The sequence below is a fragment of the Cetobacterium sp. genome (assembly GCF_048470075.1).
GTDB lineage: Bacteria > Fusobacteriota > Fusobacteriia > Fusobacteriales > Fusobacteriaceae > Cetobacterium_A.
On the sequence record NZ_DBGBQB010000209.1, the window covers coordinates 1 to 2,028 of the forward strand.

The following is a 2,028-nucleotide window of genomic DNA, read 5'->3' on the forward strand; positions in this document are numbered from 1 at the left end:
AGTGATATACTATTATAAGTTATAATTGTTAAAAACTCTTTTTTAAGGAGGATAAAAATTATGAAAAGAAAATGGATTTTAAAGGGTATTTTCTTAGGCACAGTATTTTTTCTATCCATACTTTTGATAAAACCTATTGGAATATCCACTCAGTTTAGTGTCGTTTCTGGAATGATTCACTCCTCACTTCAAGAGAATATAATCTTTAGAGAGGGAGCTGAATTTTATAGTTTGATTGATTATTATAATCAAGAGGGAATTGCTAAAAGTATTGTAACTCCCTATAACTATGGAATTATATTTATAGTTGGGACTTTTTTAGGGGGGATGTTAGGTAGAATATTTTTTAGAAAGAAAGAGGAGTTTATAGAGAAAGAAAGTATTTTAGAAAAAGATGAAATATCTCGAATAAAACTATTTATAGGTGGTATTCTTTTACTTTTTGGTGCAAGAATGGCTGGGGGATGTACAAGTGGACATATGATGAGCGGTGTTATGCAACTTTCGTTAAGTAGTATTATTTTTACGGTGGTTTTATTTCCAATAGCTATTATCGTAGCGAAAAAGGTTGGTGAATAATATGAGAAGTCTTTTTTTTGATAATATTCCACTTTTAGGATTGATTCTAGGAGTTCTTTTTGGTTTAGGACTATACTATGCAGGAGCAACCAATCGAGTTGTTATATCCAATATGTTAAAACTTAAAGATTTAACTCTTATGAAAATAATTATTTTTGCCATTGGATTTAGTATGTCTCTACTATATATAAGTGTAGCTTTAAAAATAATTTCGATAGATCACTTTGGTATTAAACCCATGAATATAGGAGTTGTCTTAGGAAGTGCTATTTTAGCTCTTGGATTTGGAATGATTGGGCTATGTCCAGGAACTGCGATTGCGAGTTTTGGAGCTGGTTATTTAAAAAGTATATATGTAATTTTAGGTGGAATTATAGGAGCTTTTCTTTTTACAATTTCATATCCCATATTAAAAAGTATCGGACTTTTTAAAGAGATGTTAGGTGGACAAACTACATTGTTTTTTCTGTCGGAAAAATATAATTTTATTTTTTATGGAACACCGTGGATTGGAGTTTTTATTGGGTTTGTTTTAATTGTAGTTTCTTTAATAATTCCATACTCATTAGAAAAATAAAAAAAGAGAGGTAGGGTTTTAAAACTCTACCTCTCTTATAATTTTAGGGATTATATCCAAAATATCAGTGGGAGTTATACAGTAGTGAGTAGGCGAAAAATATTCACCAGCCTTTCCATGAAAAAATACTCCTAAAATAGTAGCTTCCAATGGAGAGTATTTTTGACTGATAAAACTACCTATCATTCCACCTAGAACATCTCCCATCCCTCCTGTTGCCATAACGCTATCCCCAGTTGTATTTATAAAAATATTCTCATTCTCCCCTATTAAAGTTCTATGATCTTTTAAAAGTAGAATACAACCATATTTTCGTATAAACTCTTTGGCAACCACCTCTCTATTTAATTTTATATATTCAATATCCAAGTTTGTTAATCTAGAAAATTCACCATAGTGCGGAGTTAAAACTGTGGGAAAAGTTCTTTCTTTTAAAATATCTAGATTGTTATTTTTGGCTAAAATAGTTATACCATCTGCATCTATGACTATTGGTTTTTCAAATTTTAAAAGTAGCTCCTTTAAAAGGTGCTCATTTTTTTGATTGATTCCAAATCCACTTCCAAAAACTATAGATGAAAATTTATCTAAGTTATTTAAAATATTAGTTTCATCTAAATTAATTAACATAACCTCATTTAGTTTTACAGAAAAAATATTAAATGTTTCACGATAGCTTCCTAAAGAGGTTAGTCCTGAACCAGATTTTACAGCTCCCATACTTGAAAAAAAACCGGCCCCAACCATTCCTCGACTTCCACATAAAACTAAAGTATGACCAAAATCTCCCTTATAGGCTTCTGGGTTTCGTGGCCTATATATTCCTTTAATACAATCTAAATCTATAAAAATCATAAACATCCCCTATAAAT

The 2,028-nt window shown here is 30.2% G+C and carries 3 protein-coding genes; 2 read left to right on the top strand and 1 reads right to left on the bottom strand.

All coding sequences use genetic code 11. The features are described 5' to 3' along the window. Positions 1–60 precede the first annotated feature (60 nt). Complete coding sequence (locus ACMOUI_RS07480; protein ID WP_418965106.1) at positions 61–579, top strand: YeeE/YedE thiosulfate transporter family protein; 519 nt, start codon at positions 61–63, stop codon at positions 577–579. 1 nt (position 580) lies between these two features. Beyond that, positions 581–1,156, top strand: a complete 576-nt coding sequence (locus ACMOUI_RS07485) for a YeeE/YedE thiosulfate transporter family protein (RefSeq protein ID WP_418965107.1) — start codon at positions 581–583, stop codon at positions 1,154–1,156. 18 nt (positions 1,157–1,174) lie between these two features. Here ACMOUI_RS07485 and ACMOUI_RS07490 read toward each other — a convergent pair whose 3' ends face one another. Continuing rightward, a complete protein-coding gene (locus tag ACMOUI_RS07490) occupies positions 1,175–2,011 on the bottom strand; it encodes an NAD(P)H-hydrate dehydratase (RefSeq protein WP_418965108.1) in 837 nt (278 codons plus the stop codon). Positions 2,012–2,028 lie beyond the last annotated feature (17 nt).